The sequence below is a fragment of the Balneola vulgaris DSM 17893 genome (assembly GCF_000375465.1).
Taxonomy (GTDB): Bacteria; Bacteroidota; Rhodothermia; order Balneolales; family Balneolaceae; genus Balneola; species Balneola vulgaris.
In genome coordinates this window covers 836,249-853,956 of record NZ_AQXH01000001.1, presented here as the reverse complement: position 1 = coordinate 853,956, position 17,708 = coordinate 836,249, and the positions used below count along the sequence as shown (strand labels likewise).

Genomic DNA, 17,708 nt, shown 5'->3' with positions numbered 1-17,708 from the left:
CAAAAACTAATATGCATGAAAAATGCAAGGATGTTCTTAGTATCTATCTGAATTTTTGTCGTCGTTTTTTTGGTCAAATGAGTTTAGTTAGTACCAAATAATTATTGGAATTATTGCCTTTTTGTAATTGTAAACGACATAAGAATAACACTCACAGGGTTTATTATTCCCTATTATTTACAGGGCTAAAATGAATAATTCACATTTAACATCAAAGCCTTATACAACATACATGCCCAACGTGGACATTGGGAACGAGGGTAAATCCTAATTTTATTTGTAGATACTATCAATATTCAACTCTTCGATAACTATATCCTGTAGAGTTTCCAATTCCTTATTGTAGTTTATATTTTCTTCATCTCTACTTTTTAATTCCGATAAAACATTAAACACAAAACTTTCTTCTCCATACTCATTCCAATCTTTTTGGAAGCTCCGATTCCTATGGTTTCCGAACTTAAGTTCCATTTTATGTCTATTCCATTTTGAATCCATATCAATACTATGGTCAATCAAGACTTTATTGTTTTTAATGTTTCGTATTTGAAAAACTCCCATAGGGAATTTCACTTGTTTGTAAGCTTCTTTAAGCTCTTTTCTTGTTCTCATATTACATAAACCCTAATTGTTTCATAACAGTTACTCTGTCAAAAATTTGAGTGTGTCCATTAATCAAATGGTCCTTAAAATGATAAATAGTTATCCCTTTGGTATTAATAGACTTTTTAGTTGCCGGGTATTCTCCGATCATTCCAAGATTTGTACCTGTTAAAATCCAAGTTATAGCAACGTGATTTTCTTCTGGTATTGCGGATGTAATTTCAAAATTCATATCAGGAAATGAGTTGAATGAAAAATTCAACCGTTCTATGAATTCAGAATGAGATAAGGTTTTACCTTCCCAAGGATCATTTGTGTCGAGATGAATGGTATACTCAGGATGAACATATTGCTCAATTTTGTCAAAATCCTTCTTATTCCAAATTTCAGTCATGAATTCCCTAAGGAAAGATTCTTTATTCATTTCGCCTTCGTCTATTTAAGTTGAGTTCCTGATATCCCTAATATTTACAGGGCTAAAATGAATAATTCACATATAACATCAAAGCCTTACATAGGTGTTGTCAGCTGATAGGAAAAGTTTGAAGCAGGAGCTTCTAGCATGCGTTCCCAACGTGGACGTTGGGAACGAGGGAAAATGGACTATAACCTTTATTAGCTTTTGTACTCATTTGTTTTTTGGATTAGATCTATAATAACATTTCGATGAGTCAGTTCTTTTTTTCCTTGTGGATGATGTGTAACGATAAAATAAGTTCCATTAATATCAATCATCTTGGTTTGGTATTTCCCCCATTGCGTTTTTCCAACTTCCATCATTTTATCAAATCCATTTAATTTTTTGATAAAGGGATCTTCCCAGCCGGACGTTAGAAACACAACGTATTTCGGATTAAATATTTCGATCTCTTTATTCAGAATTTCAATGCAGTATTCCCTTTGAAAAGTTTGAAGTTTCACATTCGGATTCCCTCCATTATAAGGAGCGATCTTATACAAATTTGACCATGCAACATTCGAATACCAATCGTCTGGATAATACCTTTCAGAAATCATTTTTATTAATCTCCAAAACGCTGATTTACGGGTGTTGTAACCGTGTTTGTTTCCATATAAATTGTGTACCCATTCCATCTGATCTTTTCTTGCAAAAATTCTATTAGGGTTTGAATCATTAAAGAGCTCGAAAACATCCGTGTCTGATGTCACCCATCCATTTACTGCCTTACCTACGAATAAAAAACCTGATTTTTCTTCAAAAGGGTAGTTTTTGCCCCATTGACAACAGAATGTACAGATGTTTTTAAAAGAATTCTTTTCCAAGAGTCGTTGGTAAAGTGTCATTAATAGCGACTTTTGTTCATCTGTTATTGTTAACGTGGTTTGTATACCCATTGTTGGTGGCAGTGTTTATTCTTTTATTATTTCAATAAGTTCTTTTGTGTATGCGTCACTTTCAATTAAATGCGATAATGTTGATTCGAAATTTCTTAGTTCCCTTTCTTCCAAAAGTTTCTGCTGGCTAGTTTTCCCAATGTGTCCTTTCCGTAAAAGGATTTCAATCGCCTTATCTATGCCGTCAAGAGTGGTTGGTATGTCATAAATATTTACGCATCCATTAGTTGGTTCACTTTTCACAACAAAGACAGGATAATTTCTACTTCTTGTTTGAATGCTTGTCTGACTGAGCGAATTCTTCTTGAAGTATACTTGGGCGTATTTCTTTATGTCAGAATCAAGGTTTTTAGGAAGAACAATTTTTACCTTAAAATCAGAACAATTAGAACCATTTATATCTATTTCTTCGTTTGTATAAAGCTCTTCGCATAAAGGCTTGAGAAAATTGTTATAATATCCAATTGCCAAAGCGGTTGAGGGTAGAAGGCTTAATGTGCCTAATTCTGAATTTTCATTTATGGTTTCTGTAATTCTTGAAACGAAAGAATCTAACTCTTCACTCGTATTTAAATCGGCTACCCGTTCAAAGGAGGGAATTGTTATTCCCAATAAATCTGAAGGTAATTTACTGCCCTTCTCTTGAATCAAAAAGGCTCTATTTGTTCCCATAGCACCTAGGAAAAGACCAAATTCGAAAACCACATTATCGCGAGGTGTTTCAAATGAGTTATCGCGTGATTTTGTAAAGTCGTCTTTTGTTGCGATTAAAATTCCGTAGTCAAACAGACTTGCTTCTCTGATCAATGTTTCGAAGAAACTGTCATTGTATTTAAAAACATCGTCTGTCCAAATTGAACATTCGAATTCGGTATTCAATTCAGATTTTATAAACTCTGCAACTTCAAGACCTTCTTTTGAGCTACCAATAAAAATTCTTTGTTTCATGTTTAGTAGTTAATTGATTCATTAATTGACAAATACTTGGTTTCGAGGTCGCTTTTTATGTCAGTCATTAGGTCATCAACTTCTCTCTTTAATTTTTTTAGTTCAATGACTTTAGTGTCACTTGGAAAAGCACTTTCTTTTCCATTGGGAGACTTTAGAGAATGTCTGTATGCATCATTTATTATGAGCTTATTCAGTTGCTCACTTGCAACTGGCAGAAGCAGAAGTTGATTAACTTCAGGCAAATTTAGCTTTTCGTTACGTATGTCATAAAGTGCACAAGTGATTTCAAAACTGTTTAGCTTAATTTTAACATCCGCATCAACTTTTAGCGTCTTTAATAATCTGACGAGTTTTTTAAATCCCCCATTGGTCATTGGTTCCTTATTGTTTACTCTTTCAATATGAAGAAATGGAAAGTCTCTACTTCTTGAGTGTTCATCCTTGTTGTAAATATTGATTCCCCTATATAGCTCGTTTCTCCCATTTGTGGCATATTCATTTGAGTTGAACCAATTAGCAGAAACTACGTCAACCATTCTTTTTGGATTGGTCGGAAATACTTTTATTGCTTTAGCATTAGAATTGTCAACTGTATCGTACACTGAGTCAAGTACTCGGTAAGTTTCACTCCGCAACTGTTTCAGGTCTTGAAGTGGGTCTCCTTGATAAGGACTCGAAGGTTCTTGTGGTCTTTCTAATGTTTCGAAAGTCTTTAGTATTACAAGTAGGTCAATATCACTGTGCAATTTTATGTGAGTATTAGTTTCTACTGAACCCTGGTTTCTGAACTCTATATCGATTGGAACTTTTTCAAGTCCTTTTCTAATGTTTTCAGATACCTTCTCACTAGCTACATATGTGTTCTTTGTGTAATCAGGGTCAATTTCCTTCATAGATTCCAAAGCATACTTGATACTTTCCCCTAATTCAGATTTCCTGAAGGATTCGCTAAGAATTGATTTTTCAATCCTCTCATCAGTTCTTCTTCTTCGAAGCTGTTCTAGTCTTTTTGAGTAATCATTTATCATCTGAGTGTTGTTTTACATTGCCATCAACATGGGAATATGCTGAACTGAGTTCATGTTATCCCAGATTCATATTTAAGTTTTGCATTCTCTATAAATCATAGAGAAAGGGCTAAAGTGAATAAAATTGAATCAATATCAAAGTAAAAAACAGCAAAGGGTGTGAAGGTTTTTCATTTTCACACACAAAAAAAGCCCGACTCTATGAGCCGGGCTTTTGTAGTTTCTACCTAAGTAAAGGGGGGATTAAGCTTCTTTAGCTTCTTCAGAAGTGTCTTCTTCTTTAGAGGCCTCGCTACTTACTTCTTTGGGATCAGGTTTGGTCCAATCAAACTTCAACCCATCTCTGGATTTATTCATTTTGATCTTAACCGTAGAACCTTCCTCTTTTTTACTCTCCAGCAATTCTTCCGCAAGGGGGTCTTCCACATACTTCTGAATGGCTCTTTTTAGAGGTCGAGCTCCGTATTTAGGATCATAGCCTTTATCGGTTATGAACTCCTTAGCTCCTTTAGTGATCTCAATGTTAAAGCCAATGTTCTTGATACGTGTAAAGAGCTCATCACAAATGATATCGATAATCTGATAGATGTCTTTTTTGTCAAGAGGCTTGAAGGTGATTACATCGTCAATTCTATTTAAGAATTCTGGATTGAATACTTTCTTCAACGCATCCTGAATGGTCGATTTCATTTTTGCGTAATCGAAGCTACCATCTTCAGGTCCTGCAAAGCCAATGCCTTTACCAAGATTTCGGATATCACGGGCCCCAATATTCGAGGTCATAATAATGATGGTATTACGGAAATCCACCTTACGGCCAAGGCTGTCGGTGAGGATACCGTCGTCTAATACTTGTAATAGAATGTTGAATACATCTGGGTGTGCTTTCTCGATTTCATCCAGAAGTACAACACTGTAAGGCTTGCGACGAACTTTTTCAGTTAAGATGCCACCTTCTTCATATCCAACATACCCCGGAGGCGCTCCCACTAAACGAGATACAGAGAATTTCTCCATGTACTCACTCATATCAACACGGATGAGGGCGTCATCTTTGTCGAATAGATATTTAGCTAGCACTTTCGCCATTTCCGTTTTACCCACTCCTGTAGGTCCTAGGAAAATGAACGAACCAATTGGGCGTGATGGATCTTTTAATCCAGCACGAGTACGTTGTATGGCTTTGGTTAACTTCACTATGGCTTCGTCTTGGCCAATTACTTTACCGGCTAGGCTTTCCTTCATTTTCAGAAGTTTCTGCCCTTCATTCTGGCTGATTTTGTTCACCGGAACACCGCTCATCATAGCGATTACAGAGGCTACATCGTCTTCTTCAACATCGAATAAGATATTAGCAGCTTCTTTTTCCCACTCTTTTTGAGCGATTTCTAAATCTTCTATTAAACGCTTTTCAGTGTCACGCAGGCGAGCGGCTTCTTCAAAGCGTTGTTTCTTCACCATGGTGTTCTTTTCAACACTGGTCTTTTCAATATTCTCTTCCAATTCAATGATATGCTTTGGAACGGTGATATTAGAAAGGTGAACGCGAGCACCGGCTTCATCTAAAGCATCAATGGCTTTATCTGGTAGAAAGTGATCGGTTACATAGCGGTCGGTAAGAGATACACAGGCGTCAAGCGCTTCATCGGTATAGCGTACTCCGTGATGCTTCTCATACTTTGGTTTAATTTGTTTTAGGATCTCCACCGTTTCTTCAGGCGAGGTAGGATCTACCATGATCTTCTGGAAACGACGCTCTAAAGCACCGTCTTTTTCGATGAACTGCCTGTACTCGTTCAGTGTAGTAGCACCGATGGCTTGGATATCGCCACGTGCAAGAGCCGGCTTCAACATATTTGATGCATCTAGGGAACCACTGGCTCCACCTGCACCCACAATGGTGTGAAGCTCATCAATAAACAGAATCACATTGTCTGTTTTCTCCAGCTCAGTCATCACGGCTTTCATACGTTCTTCGAACTGTCCCCGGTACTTAGTACCCGCAACCAGTGCGGCTAGATCGAGCGCGATCACACGCTTATCATAGAGTACTCGCGATACCTTGCGCTGAACAATACGATCGGCAAGGCCTTCGGCGATAGCCGTTTTACCCACTCCTGGCTCTCCAATAAGAACTGGATTGTTCTTCTTTCGGCGACTCAATACCTGAGCCACTCGTTCAATTTCTTTATCTCTTCCGATAATAGGATCTAGTTTCCCTTCCTCGGCCATGGAGGTTAAATCACGACCGAAGTTATCTAAAACAGGTGTTTTTGATTTTTCCATTTTCTTCTCCCTCGCGCTTCCTGATCCTGAACCAGAGGCGCCTTTTGGTGATGCACTTGCAGATAGAGAGGAGGAATCATCGGATTCCTCGCGGGTACGACCTGAAATAATCAAGTCTAGTTCTTCACGCACAGAGTCGTACGATACATTAAACTGTTGAAGAATCTGGGCGGCAATATTCTCGTCGTCTCGAAGTAAAGAGAGTAGGAGATGTTCGGTGCCAATGGTATCACTTTTATAAAGCTTGGCTTCTAAATAGGTGATGCGTAAAACTTTTTCAGCTTGTTTTGTGAGAGGGATATTACCTACGGTAACCGAGCCGCCCGTGCCACGCACTGTGTCTTCAATCGTCTTTTTGAGCTTAAAGAGGTCGCAGTCTAAATTTTTTAAAATTCGGATAGCCACACCATCGCCTAAGCGAACAATGCCTAGTATTAAATGTTCAGTTCCGATGTAATCGTGTCCTAATCGCAGCGCTTCTTCTCTACTGAATTGGATTACATCTCTTACTTTACTTGAAAAATTACCCTCCATGATGGTAAGTCCTTTCTATGATAATTAGCTTTCATTTCGTCGTTCAGTGCATTGCAAAAAACGAGCCTGACATGACTTTAGTTCATTCTTTTTCGAATGTAGTAGCCGGCACTCCTAATTGCAAACAAAATGCCCTTGGAAAAAATTAATATAGAGAGTTACCGGTCATTTCGGCAGGTTTCTGAAGTCCCATTATTTTTAAAAGGGTAGGGGCTACATCGGCTAAGATGCCTGTTTGTAGTGGTACGTCTTCAGAATGGTTCACTAAAATGGATGGAACCAGAGCGGTGGTGTGCGCGGTATGGGGGCTGCCGTCTTTCTTAATCATTTGATCGGCATTGCCGTGATCTGCGATTATTAAGCTGGTGTACCCGTGTTCATTGGCCGTGGTAATCACACGCTTTAGTTGGGCGTCAACGGCTTCTACCGCTTTGATGGCGGCTTGCATATCGCCCGTGTGGCCCACCATATCGGGATTGGCAAAGTTTAAAATGGCTAAATCGTAAGCTTCGGATGCCAGTCGCTTACATAATTCGGTGGCTACTTCCTCCGCGCTCATTTCAGGTTGCATATCGTAAGTAGCAACTTTGGGGCTTGGTATCACCAATCGATCTTCGCCTTCATTCGGCACTTCAATGCCGCCGTTAAAGAAATAGGTAACGTGTGGATACTTTTCGGTTTCAGCTATGCGAAACTGCTTTTTCCCTTGTTTACTTACCCATTCACCCAAAGTATTTTCCAACTCAAGGGGAGGGAAGGCTACCGGAATGTGCGTGAAAGTCTCATCGTAAGAGGTGAATGAAACATAATTCAAATCCAGAGCTTTGGTCTCAAATTCCGAGAATTCTGAATCGGTGAGCGCACGTGATATCTCTCGAGCTCGGTCCCCACGTATGTTGTAGAAGATTACGGTATCACCGGCTTCAATGCGAGACGCTGGAGAATCGTCTAAAAGAATAGGTTCTATAAACTCGTCTGTTTTCCCATCCTTGTAACTGGCTTGGAATGCTTCTTCAGCGCTATCGAATGCAGCGCCTTTGCCATGCACCAACAGGTTGTATGCTTTTTCGATGCGCTCCCAACGGTTGTCACGATCCATAGCGAAGTAGCGACCGATCACAGAAGCGAGCGTTCCACACCCAATGTTTTGTGCTTCTTGTTCGAAGTCGCGCGCATAATGAATGCCACCTTTTGGGGAAGTATCGCGCCCATCTGTGAAGGCATGTACATATACCTGTGGAAGCTTATGCTGTTTGCATAGCTTGAGTAATGCGAAGAGGTGCTCGTTGTGGCTATGAACGCCACCATCCGAGAAAAGACCCATGATATGGATCTTACCTTTGGCCTTCGCACTCTGAATTGCTTGAACGAGGGTTTCGTTTTGGTTGAAGTCGCCTTCCTCAATAGAATGGTTAATGCGAGAGAGTGCTTGGCGCACAATTCTCCCAGCACCAATATTAAGGTGACCTACTTCTGAGTTTCCAAACTGACCGTCGGGTAATCCAACATGATCTCCACTAGCCGAAAGGTGTGCGTTCGGATAGCTTGCAAAGAGGTGGTCGATGAAAGGGGTGTTAGCGTGATGAATCGCGCTAACGGATGGATCTTCGGCCAACCCAAACCCATCTAAAATTACAAGAAGTGCTTTAGATTGAGAGTTGGCCATTCAAAAAGATCTTATAAGTTGTTTACGTGCTTTGTAAGACGAGCTTTTTTACGAGCAGCGTTGTTTGGGTGAACAATACCCTTTACACTCATTCTATCAATGTAAGAAATAGCATCTTTTAAGAGTTTTTCAGCCTGAGTTTTATCCGTAGACTCAAAAACGCTTTTGATTAAAGTTCTCATTTTTGACTTACGAGTACGGTTGTGAAGCTTTCTCTTCTCTGCTTGTCGAACACGTTTGATCGCTTGTTTAGTTTGTGGCATGACTTATAGTCGTGTTTAATGGAAAAATTTTTAGTTGCCAAAATTAAGGGTTCGCCAAACATTATTCAACAATAGATTGAATATTTAAGCAAATAACTTTAATTTAGCCCTTCTGTTATGATAGTAGTTATAGATGGACCCGCAGGGTCAGGAAAAAGTTCAACAGCCCGGGCGGTAGCCGAGCGTCTTAAGATCCAATTTTTGGACTCTGGAGCGCTGTATAGGGTGGCAACACTCATCTATCTTAACTCTCAGAATAACGGAGACTCGTTCTTTGATGCGCTGAAAGAAAGTGATATCTCGTTTTACTTCAAAGAGAAAAAATTTCATGTGTTGTTAAATCACTCAGATGTATCTGATGAAATAAGAGCCATGCATGTTGCAAATGCTGTTAGTACAGTAGCTGCAATGCCAGAAGTGAGAGCTTTTGTGAATGCCTTAATGCGCCAAGCGGTGCAAAGTGGAATTTACATTGCCGATGGTCGCGACCTAGGCACGGCTGTTTTCCCTGATGCGGAGTTAAAGTTCTTCATGATCGCAGATCTTGATGAGCGTGCTCGCCGTCGGTTATCTGAATTAGAAGCCAAAGGTGAACAAACTACGTTTGATGAAGTAAGAAAAAATATTGAAGACAGAGATTTGAAAGATTCCTCTAGAGCATCTGATCCGCTGAAACAAGCCGATGATGCAATATTAGTGAATACTTCTGGACTCACTTTCGAAGATCAAGTTCAAATGATCTCAGAACATGTTCAACAGCTTATTGCTAAGAACGCTTAAACCATAACTCTATCCCACAATTGAAAGCCAGTTGTGAGGTATAACATTAACAATTACTTATAATGACCGACGAAAACAAAAATCAAGAAACCGAACAAGAAGAAACTACTGCTACAGTGGTAGAAGACACTACACAGGTATCTGAAGAGACAAAAAAAGAAGCTTTAACGCACGTATTCACAGGCGATGTTGAAGGCGAAGTTTATACTTACGACCAACTAGCAAGCCCTTCTGACGAATATACTACAGAAGAATACAACGATATGATGGGGATGTATGAAAACACCCTAAATCAAATCGAAGAAAAAGAAATTATTACCGGCCGTGTAGTATCTATCGATGAGAAATATGTTGTTATCGATATCGGTTTCAAGTCGGAAGGTATCATCGCTGTAAACGAATTCCCTTCTGCTATCCTTGAGAATATGGGAGCGGGCGATGAAGTAGACGTATTCCTTGATCGTGTTGAAGATAAAGAAGGTCAGTTAATCCTTTCTCGTCGTAAAGCCGACATCCTACAAGCTTGGGAAAAAATTGAAGCATCACACGGTTCTGGTGAGATCATTGAAGGTCTTATCAAGCGTCGTATTAAAGGTGGTATGGTTGTGGATGTATTTGGCATCGACGCTTTCTTACCTGGTTCTCAAATCGATGTTCGCCCAGTTCGCGACTTCGACGCATACGTTGGAAGAACAATGGAATTCCAAGTTGTGAAATTAAACATGGCTGCTGAAAACGTTGTTGTTTCTCACAGAGCGCTTATCGAGTCTGATCTTGAAGAGCAAAGAGAGCAAATTCTTGATACGATTGAAGCAGGTCAAGTACTTGAAGGTGCTGTTAAAAATATCACAGACTTCGGTGTATTCATCGATCTTGGTGGTGTTGACGGTCTTCTTCACATTACTGACCTATCTTGGGGACGTGTTGACGATCCAAACGAAATCGTTCAATTGGATCAGCGCTTAAACGTTGCTGTTATCGACTTTGATGAGAAGAGCAAGAGAGTGTCTCTTGGCTTGAAGCAACTACAGCCGCATCCATGGGAAGAAATCCACGCTAAGTACCCAGAAGAAAATAAAGTACAAGGTCGTGTTGTTTCTATCGCTGATTACGGTGCATTTATTGAGCTTGAAAAAGGTGTTGAAGGTCTTATCCACATCTCTGAGATGTCTTGGACGCAGCACATCAAGCACCCATCGCAATTGGTACAGAAAGATGACATCGTTGAGTGTATCGTTCTTAACATCAACGAAGATGAGAAGAAAATCTCTCTTGGCGTTAAGCAACTAGCTAACGATCCATGGGCTGATATCCTTGATAGATTCCCAGTTGGTTCTAAGCACAATGGTGTGATTCGTAACCTAACGAACTTTGGTGTATTTGTTGAGCTAGAGCCAGGTATCGATGGTCTAATCCACGTTTCTGACTTAAGCTGGACTGAAAAAGTTGAGCACCCGAACGAAATCGTTAAGAAAGACCAAGAAATCGAAGTAGTGATCTTAGGCATCGACTTCGAAAACAGAAGAATCACTCTTGGACACAAGCAAGTACAAGACAACCCTTGGGAGCAGTATGCGAAAGAATACACTCCAGGAACTTCTGTTGAAGGTGAAGTTGTAAAAGCTACCGATAAAGGTGCTTTTGTGAAGCTATCTCTTGGTGCTGAAGCATTCTTAAGCTACGGTAAAGCTACCGAAGCTGAATTCAAAGAAGGTGATAAAGTAGAAGCGTTCGTATTAGACTTCAACGAAGAAGCTAAGAACATCTCTTTAAGCCAGCTTGATAAAGATCAAAAGAAAGCTAAAGAAGCGAAGAAAAAAGTTGACGCTGCTAACGTTGAAACTGGAGCTCCAACTCTAGGTGAGATGTCTGGCCTTGCTGAACTTAAGAAAAGCATGGAAGAAGCAGAGAAAAAAGACTCTGACGATTCAGCTGAATAAGCTTTTACTTTAATAGCTTAGATATTCGAAAGGCATCCAATTCTGTTGGATGCCTTTTTTTATGGGATATAGCCACGAATGCACAAAATCAAAGAAGAATACAAAACATATCTAATGTTAAAATCCGACAGGCGGAGAATGAGCGATCCATCATTTCGCTGAAAGCGGGGTGATGGAGTTCATGGAAAGAGAAACCACTGAGCTTCTTCAGCACAGGCTTCAGTACCAAAAGCTCCTGACAAGAATTAAGGGCATGAACTCCGAGGTTTGGTTCCTATCTCAGCAACTAAATCCGTCAGCCGTGCAAAGCCCGACAGCCGGAGAATGAGCGACCCATCATTTCGCTGAAAGCGGGGTGATGGAGTTCATGGAAAGGGAAACCACTGAGCTTCCTCAGCACAGGTTCCAGTACCCAAAGTTCCCGACAAGAATTAAGGCCATGAACTCCGAGGTTTGGTTCCAATTTCAGTCACTAAAACCCGTCAGCCGTGCAAAGCCCGACAGACGGAGAATGGGCGACCCATCATTTCGCTGAAAGCGGGGTGATGGAGTTCTTGGAAAGGGAAACCACTGAGCTTCCTCAGCACAGGTTCCAGTACCCAAAGTTCCCGACAAGAATTAAGGCCATGAACTCCGAGGTTTGGTTCCAATTTCAGTCACTAAAACCCGTCAGCCGTGCAAAGCCCGACAGACGGAGAATGGGCGACCCATCATTTCGCTGAAAGCGGGGTGATGGAGTTCTTGGAAAGGGAAACCACTGAGCTTCCTCAGCACAGGTTCCAGTACCCAAAGTTCCCGGCAAGAATTAAGGGCATGAACTTTGAGGTCTGGCTCCTATTTCAGCAACTAAATCCGTCAGCCGTGCAAAGCCCGACAGACGGAGAATGAGCGATCCATCATTTCGCTGAAAGCGGGGTGATGGAGTTCTTGGAAAGGGAAACCACTGAGCTTCTTCAGCACAGGCTCCAGTACCAAAAGCTCCTGACAAAAATTAAGGGCATGAACTCCAAGGACTTGTTCCTATTTCAGCAACTAAAATCCGTCAGCCGTGCAAAGCCCGACAGCCGGAGAATGAGCGATCCATCATTTCGCTGAAAGCGGGGTGATGGAGTTCTTGGAAAGGGAACCCACGGAGCTTCCTCAGCACAGGCTCCAGTACCCAAAGTTCCCGACAAGAATTAAGGCCATGAACTTCGAGGTCTGGTTCCTATTTCAGCAACTAAATCCGTCAGCCGTGCAAAGCCCGACAGACGGAGAATGAGCGATCCATCATTTCGCTGAAAGCGGGGTGATGGAGTTCATGGAAATATCCCTTTTGCTTTATTAAGATTTCACGCTCAAGCACAAAAAAAGGGAAACCATGTAGCATGGCTTCCCTTATGGGTATTAGCGGTGTAGCTAAAAGGTCTATGGTACTTGAACAGCGCCCATAATTTTTTCCACGATATCTTCAGAGCTGATGTCCTCGGCTTCTGCTTCGAAAGTAGGAATAATTCTGTGGCGCAGTACATCCATCGCGATGGTGCGTACATCTTCAGGAGTAACGTACGCTCTGTGCTCCATAAAGGCCTGTGCACGCGCTGCAAGGTTCAAGTTGATAGTAGCACGTGGAGAGCCACCGAAGCCAATCAGATCCTCCAAATCGCTCAATCCATAGTTTGCTGGTTTACGCGTGGCAAACACAAGGTCAACGATGTACTTCTCAACTTTCTCATCCATGTAGATTTCGTTGATTACACGACGAGCATCCATGATCTTATCCGTAGTTACAACGGTATTCAATGTTGGCTTCTCACCAGTGCGAGCCATACGGCGCATAATTTCCATTTCTTCCACTTCGGTAGGGTAACCAATCTTGAGCTTCAGCATGAAACGGTCAACCTGTGCTTCTGGAAGAGGGTAGGTACCTTCTTGCTCAACCGGGTTCTGCGTAGCTAGTACTAAGAACGGCTCTTCAAGTTTGAAGGTGTTTTCACCAATGGTAACCTGCTTTTCCTGCATCGCTTCCAGAAGTGCACTTTGCACCTTAGCGGGAGAACGGTTGATCTCATCAGCCAAAATAATGTTCGCGAAGATGGGTCCTTTTTTCACTAAGAACTCGGCTTCCTTTTGGTTGTAGATCAACGTACCAATTAAATCGGCGGGTAGTAAATCAGGGGTAAACTGAATACGCTGAAAATCTGTGTTGAGCACCGTTGCCAACGAAGAAACGGTTAATGTCTTTGCCAAACCAGGAACCCCTTCTAAGAGAACGTGGCCATTGGTAAGTAAGCCTACTAATAATCGGTCGATCATATACTGTTGACCAATAATCACTTTGTCGAGCTCTTTTCTTATATCCTCAATAAATGCACTGCTTTTTTCAATCTTCTCGCCAAGTGCGGCCATGTCTACTGCCATTTCGCTCATATTTCTAATATTCCTTATAGTTTTTCCAGATGATATGGTTAATTTCTCGCCTTCAAAAAGCCATTAAATATAATACATGGACATTTTACAATCTTTTTTATTAGGACTGCTTCAAGGACTCACTGAATTTCTCCCTATTAGCAGTTCAGGTCACCTTGCATTAGGGAAATATTTTCTAGGTGAAAGTAACGAAGCTGGACTTACTTTCGAAATCGTAGTTCACTTTGGTACACTTTGTAGTATCCTTATTTATTATCGTGCTCTGTTGATGGATATTACCAAAGCTGGATTTAGTTTTATTGCCGCTCCTAAGAAAGAGATGGAGAACCCTAAAGTAAAAATGATTGGCTTTGTTCTTCTGAGTATGATTCCCGCTTTTATCGTGGGCTTTACGTTAAAAGATAAAGTAGAGACTATTTTTGATAGCCCTTTTTTAGTGTCGGTGATGCTAGTGGTAACCGGCTTTATTTTATTCTTAACCAAGTTTGCGAAAGAGAAAGAAGGACGGGTTACTGTTGGGCGTAGTATCGTAATTGGGATTGCTCAAGCTTTTGCGATGATTCCAGGTATTAGTAGATCGGGCTCCACCATTTCTACAGCTTTATATTTTGGAGTGAGTAGAGAAGAGGCTGCAAATTTTTCATTTTTAATGGTAATACCGGTAATTGGTGGCGCGATGTTGCTCCAAGTTTTAGACTTGATGGAACAGGGGATGGATACCGTTTACATTCAAGGGCTTTTGGTGGGTTTTTTGACTGCTTTTGTGTCGGGTTATTACGCCCTTAAATATTTAATAGTCATCCTAAAAAAGAAAGGTTTTCACTATTTTGCCTACTACTGTTGGGCTGTGGGTGGAGCCGGGCTCATTTATTTCACTTTTTGATGAATAATCGCGCTTTTAATCTTGAAGGCCGAATCAAATAGTGCTACATTTGCACTCCAAAATTACAGGATCCTATGATTGTCTATCTATTTATAATGTTAGCTGTTTTGGCGATTGCTTCGGCACTGGCAATGGTCATAAACAAGAACGTAGTTAATAGTGCTCTATTTCTAGTTATAAACATGGTTTCATTGGCGGGCATCTACCTGCTGTTGAATGCTCAATTTCTTGCAGTGATTCAAATCCTAGTTTATGCTGGTGCCATAATGGTACTCTTCTTATTCGTAATCATGTTATTGAACGTGGAAGATGAGAAGAAGCTGTTCAATAAATTCAGAATTAAGTACTTCCTTGCATTCCTTCTTGGAGTGGCTGTGATTGGCCAAATATTCTACAGCCTTGTAGGTGTAGGCGATATGCTACCTGAGATATCTAGCAATATGGCAACAATTGGTACAGTTGAAGCAGTAGGTGATGTGCTATTCACGAAGTACCTACTTCCATTTGAAATGACGGCGATCTTACTTACAGCGGCTGTTGTAGGTGCTTTAATGGTTGCTCAATACAAAATTAAGAAGGGCTAAATATGTTAGAGATTGATTGGCTTTTAGCTGTTAGTGCAATAATGTTCACCATTGGTATGATTGGTGTACTTATTAGAAGAAATGCTATTGTTGTGTTCATGTGTGTTGAGCTGATGCTGAATGCCGTAAACTTATCATTAGTATCGTTTAGTAGTTATCATGGCAACATCGACGGGCAGATTCTTGTGTTCTTTGCTCTAGCCGTTGCCGCCGCTGAAGCCGTTGTAGGCTTGGCGATTATCATTGCTATATTCAGGAATAATCTTACTGTTGATGTTCGTGAAATTAATTTGTTACGTTGGTAACATAGATTTTAAAGCTCGGTTTTAAATTTAGAATCGAGCTTTTTTTTATAACTAGAGGGAAGAGACGCTATGGGATTTACACATTCTGACTCTGGAGATCCACATGTTCAACGACGTAGAGATATACTCCGAGATCATCCAGATGTAAAGGAGCTTTTTGGAAGAGAGCCTAAAACAGCTCTTTATATTCTACTGCTAGTAGCCGTTCAGATTTCGGCTGCTGTTATGTTAAACCAAGCCTCTTGGTGGGTAATTTTATTGGCAGCTTATACCATAGGTGCTTTTTCTACCCATGCTCTTTTTACCTTAAAACATGAGTGTACTCACAATCTTGTTCTTAAGAATAAGAAGCTTAATTATATGCTTGGTTTGATAGGGAACTTACCTTCATGTACTCCTACTTTTGCAAGTTTCACCACTTTCCATCTTAAACATCACGCGCATCAAGGGGAGTATGAGATGGACGCTGATTTACCTCATAAATGGGAAGCAAAACTTATTGAATACACTCCCTTCGGTAAAATACTTTGGCTGCTATTACATCCTATTGTGATCAGCTTGAGACCTCTTCGTTTTGACCGTATACCTTATGTTGATGCTCGGTTTTACCTCAATATTTTATTAGCTGTGGCATTTGACGTAGCCATCATATATTGGGTAGGCATACCAGCGTTTATCTATTTATTACTTTCTACCTTTTTTGCTCTAGGTCTACATCCTTTGGGTGCACGATGGATTCAAGAGCATTATGTAGTTGCACCGCCTCAAGAAACCTATTCGTACTATGGTCCATTGAACGCTCTTACATTTAATATTGGCTACCATAACGAGCATCATGATTTCCCAGGTATTCCTTGGAGCAGGTTGCCCAAGTTAAAAGAGAAGGCATCAGAGTATTATGATTCTCTGTACTACCACACCTCGTGGACCAAGCTCTTATACCTATTCTTTACTAGAGCTGATTTAACCTTATTCTCACGAATAGAACGAGATCCGAAGCGATCTAAGCATAAAAGTAAAAGCCAAGCTGCTTAATCGGTTTCTGATTTGTCAGTATAGGTGATTACGTAATCATCTCCCATCCAATGTATGGTGGAGTTAATGAGCAGGCTTATCGGTAACCATAACAGAGTGGTTATTAAATGGAACTCCATGAAGAATAAGTAACGAAGTAACTTGGGTTCTTTGAGGAGTGTCTTCTCGGAGGCAAGAAGTAGAAAGTCAGCGCCTGTTTTGATGATCAGGGCAATCATGGTTGTTTTCAGGCTTACAAATAATCCCGTCACAAATAGTATTGAAAGTACATTGTGGAAACCAAAGGCAAGTACTAGGCCGATCCAGTATTTCCAGCTCCCTTCAAATCCCCCTTTTAACCAACGTCTTTGTTGACTGAGTAAGTGCTTTAATGAGGGCACAGGCTCAAGATCTACCTTGGTTTCTTTTGATACATGTGATTTTACACCATATTCGGATTCATCAACCATACGGAACAAAGCTAAATCTTCAGCTACATTGAATTCCGAAGCTTCTAACCCGCCGTACTCATCATAGATTTTTTTTCTAAGAGCCATATTAGGTCCTACACAGATAAACTCACCGCCATAGCCTGCCATACCAAAGGCAAAAGGCAGGGTAAAAGCCCAACTCATTCGTTCGAATATGGCTAGTAGAGATCGATCTTTTACGGCCACCATACCGCCAATCATTCCAATTGAATCATCAACTCCGGTGAGCATGTGTTCGATCCAGCTAGGTTGCACAGAGCCATCCGCATCTGTAATAAAAACCCACTCAGCATCGGTGTTCTTCATGCCCCATGCTACACCACGTGCTTTGGCTCTTAGACGTGTTTTAGGGGCGTCGACCGTACTTAATGCAGTAAAGTGTTCATTGCGTTCTGCGGCTTCTTTTATAAGCTGTGTGGTTTTATCGGTAGAGGCATCATCCACAAGAATAACTTCTAGGGCATCTTTAGGGTAGGTGAGGTTTTCAAGCGATTGAATACACCCTACAATATCACGCTCTTCATTTTTTGCCGATACAATTACTGCAACCGTAGGATAGTTCTCAACCAGTTTACCTTTAGATTTGGGGAGCCTAAACAAGCCGATACAAATAAA

At 40.8% G+C, this 17,708-nt stretch carries 16 protein-coding genes; 6 read left to right on the top strand and 10 right to left on the bottom strand.

All coding sequences use genetic code 11. The annotated features are described in order from the left end of the window. Positions 1-273: 273 nt before the first annotated feature. The 8 genes from B155_RS0103710 to rpsT all read right to left on the bottom strand — a co-directional run bounded on the left by B155_RS0103710 (position 274) and on the right by rpsT (position 8,687). Positions 274-612 carry a GIY-YIG nuclease family protein gene (locus B155_RS0103710; protein ID WP_018126903.1) on the bottom strand — a complete coding sequence of 113 codons (339 nt, stop codon included), beginning with the start codon at positions 610-612 and terminating at the stop codon, positions 274-276. A 1-nt stretch (position 613) separates the two neighbouring features. Continuing rightward, positions 614-997 (bottom strand): ester cyclase, encoded by a 384-nt coding sequence (locus tag B155_RS0103705; protein WP_169331269.1) that lies wholly within the window; start codon positions 995-997, stop codon positions 614-616. 221 nt (positions 998-1,218) lie between these two features. Then, positions 1,219-1,959, bottom strand: a complete 741-nt coding sequence (locus B155_RS0103700; RefSeq protein ID WP_018126901.1) for a uracil-DNA glycosylase family protein — start codon at positions 1,957-1,959, stop codon at positions 1,219-1,221. A 15-nt stretch (positions 1,960-1,974) separates the two neighbouring features. Beyond that, a complete protein-coding gene (gene cap12 / locus B155_RS0103695) occupies positions 1,975-2,907 on the bottom strand; it encodes a CBASS system CD-NTase-associated NAD(+) hydrolase Cap12 (RefSeq protein WP_018126900.1) in 933 nt (310 codons plus the stop codon). A 2-nt stretch (positions 2,908-2,909) separates the two neighbouring features. After that, the gene (locus B155_RS0103690) at positions 2,910-3,938 is read right to left on the bottom strand and encodes a nucleotidyltransferase-like protein (RefSeq protein WP_018126899.1); all 1,029 of its coding nucleotides are present in this window, start codon (positions 3,936-3,938) and stop codon (positions 2,910-2,912) included. A gap of 243 nt (positions 3,939-4,181) precedes the next feature. Then, entirely contained in the window at positions 4,182-6,758 is a 2,577-nt protein-coding gene (locus tag B155_RS0103685) for an ATP-dependent Clp protease ATP-binding subunit (protein WP_018126898.1), read from the bottom strand. Between the two features lie 145 nt (positions 6,759-6,903). Then, on the bottom strand, positions 6,904-8,424 hold the full coding sequence (gene gpmI / locus B155_RS0103680) for a 2,3-bisphosphoglycerate-independent phosphoglycerate mutase (protein WP_018126897.1): 1,521 nt from the start codon (positions 8,422-8,424) through the stop codon (positions 6,904-6,906). 11 nt (positions 8,425-8,435) lie between these two features. Beyond that, a complete protein-coding gene (gene rpsT, locus B155_RS0103675; RefSeq protein ID WP_018126896.1) occupies positions 8,436-8,687 on the bottom strand; it encodes a 30S ribosomal protein S20 in 252 nt (83 codons plus the stop codon). A 117-nt stretch (positions 8,688-8,804) separates the two neighbouring features. Here rpsT and cmk point away from each other — a divergent pair, with 117 nt between their 5' ends. Beyond that, the gene (cmk, locus tag B155_RS0103670; protein ID WP_018126895.1) at positions 8,805-9,467 is read left to right on the top strand and encodes a (d)CMP kinase; all 663 of its coding nucleotides are present in this window, start codon (positions 8,805-8,807) and stop codon (positions 9,465-9,467) included. A 62-nt stretch (positions 9,468-9,529) separates the two neighbouring features. Further along, positions 9,530-11,407: a 30S ribosomal protein S1 gene (gene rpsA, locus B155_RS0103665; protein WP_018126894.1), complete on the top strand. Its 1,878-nt coding sequence runs from the start codon at positions 9,530-9,532 to the stop codon at positions 11,405-11,407. 1,407 nt (positions 11,408-12,814) lie between these two features. Here the strand turns inward: rpsA and B155_RS0103650 are convergent. Continuing rightward, entirely contained in the window at positions 12,815-13,816 is a 1,002-nt protein-coding gene (locus B155_RS0103650; RefSeq protein ID WP_018126891.1) for an AAA family ATPase, read from the bottom strand. Between the two features lie 76 nt (positions 13,817-13,892). Between B155_RS0103650 and B155_RS0103645 the strand changes: the two genes are divergently transcribed. From B155_RS0103645 to B155_RS0103630, 4 genes are all read left to right on the top strand, one after another. Then, complete coding sequence (locus B155_RS0103645) at positions 13,893-14,699, top strand: undecaprenyl-diphosphate phosphatase (RefSeq protein WP_018126890.1); 807 nt, start codon at positions 13,893-13,895, stop codon at positions 14,697-14,699. Positions 14,700-14,773: 74 nt separating this feature from the next. Further along, complete coding sequence (locus B155_RS0103640; RefSeq protein ID WP_026167178.1) at positions 14,774-15,283, top strand: NADH-quinone oxidoreductase subunit J family protein; 510 nt, start codon at positions 14,774-14,776, stop codon at positions 15,281-15,283. 2 nt (positions 15,284-15,285) lie between these two features. Continuing rightward, positions 15,286-15,588, top strand: a complete 303-nt coding sequence (nuoK, locus tag B155_RS0103635; protein WP_018126888.1) for an NADH-quinone oxidoreductase subunit NuoK — start codon at positions 15,286-15,288, stop codon at positions 15,586-15,588. A gap of 69 nt (positions 15,589-15,657) precedes the next feature. Further along, positions 15,658-16,623, top strand: coding sequence for a fatty acid desaturase (locus B155_RS0103630; protein WP_018126887.1), 966 nt, complete (start codon positions 15,658-15,660; stop codon positions 16,621-16,623). On the opposite strand, the gene B155_RS0103625 is transcribed toward B155_RS0103630, so the two are convergent. Continuing rightward, positions 16,620-17,693, bottom strand: a complete 1,074-nt coding sequence (locus tag B155_RS0103625; protein WP_018126886.1) for a glycosyltransferase — start codon at positions 17,691-17,693, stop codon at positions 16,620-16,622. The genes B155_RS0103630 and B155_RS0103625 overlap by 4 nt on opposite strands. Between the last annotated feature and the right edge of the window lie 15 nt (positions 17,694-17,708).